This is a genomic window from Bacillus cereus group sp. BfR-BA-01355 (assembly GCF_022663675.1).
Lineage (GTDB): Bacteria > Bacillota > Bacilli > Bacillales > Bacillaceae_G > Bacillus_A > Bacillus_A thuringiensis_S.
Window position 1 is genome coordinate 1 of record NZ_JAKUFY010000458.1, and the last position, 226, is coordinate 226.

The following is a 226-nucleotide window of genomic DNA, read 5'->3' on the forward strand; positions in this document are numbered from 1 at the left end:
TGGAAGTTGTTGATTATTAGAAGAACCTTGTCCTTTTTCTGGTAAATTAGGTTTTTCTACTCCTTCACCTGGCTTCTCTGTTCCTTCACCTGGCTTCTCTGTTCCTTCACCTGGCTTTTCTGTTCCTTCACCTGGTTTTTCCGGACCTTTTTCTGTATCTTTTTTATTTGTAATTTGAAGCTTTACAACTTCAATTTTTTCATTAGAAATCGTAAATTTCATTTCC

Annotated in this window: 1 pseudogene; it reads right to left on the reverse strand. The window is 35.8% G+C overall.

Going from position 1 to position 226, the window contains the following annotated elements:
• Nucleotides 1–226, reverse strand: a pseudogene (locus MR167_RS32465) (MSCRAMM family protein); the annotation flags it as partial.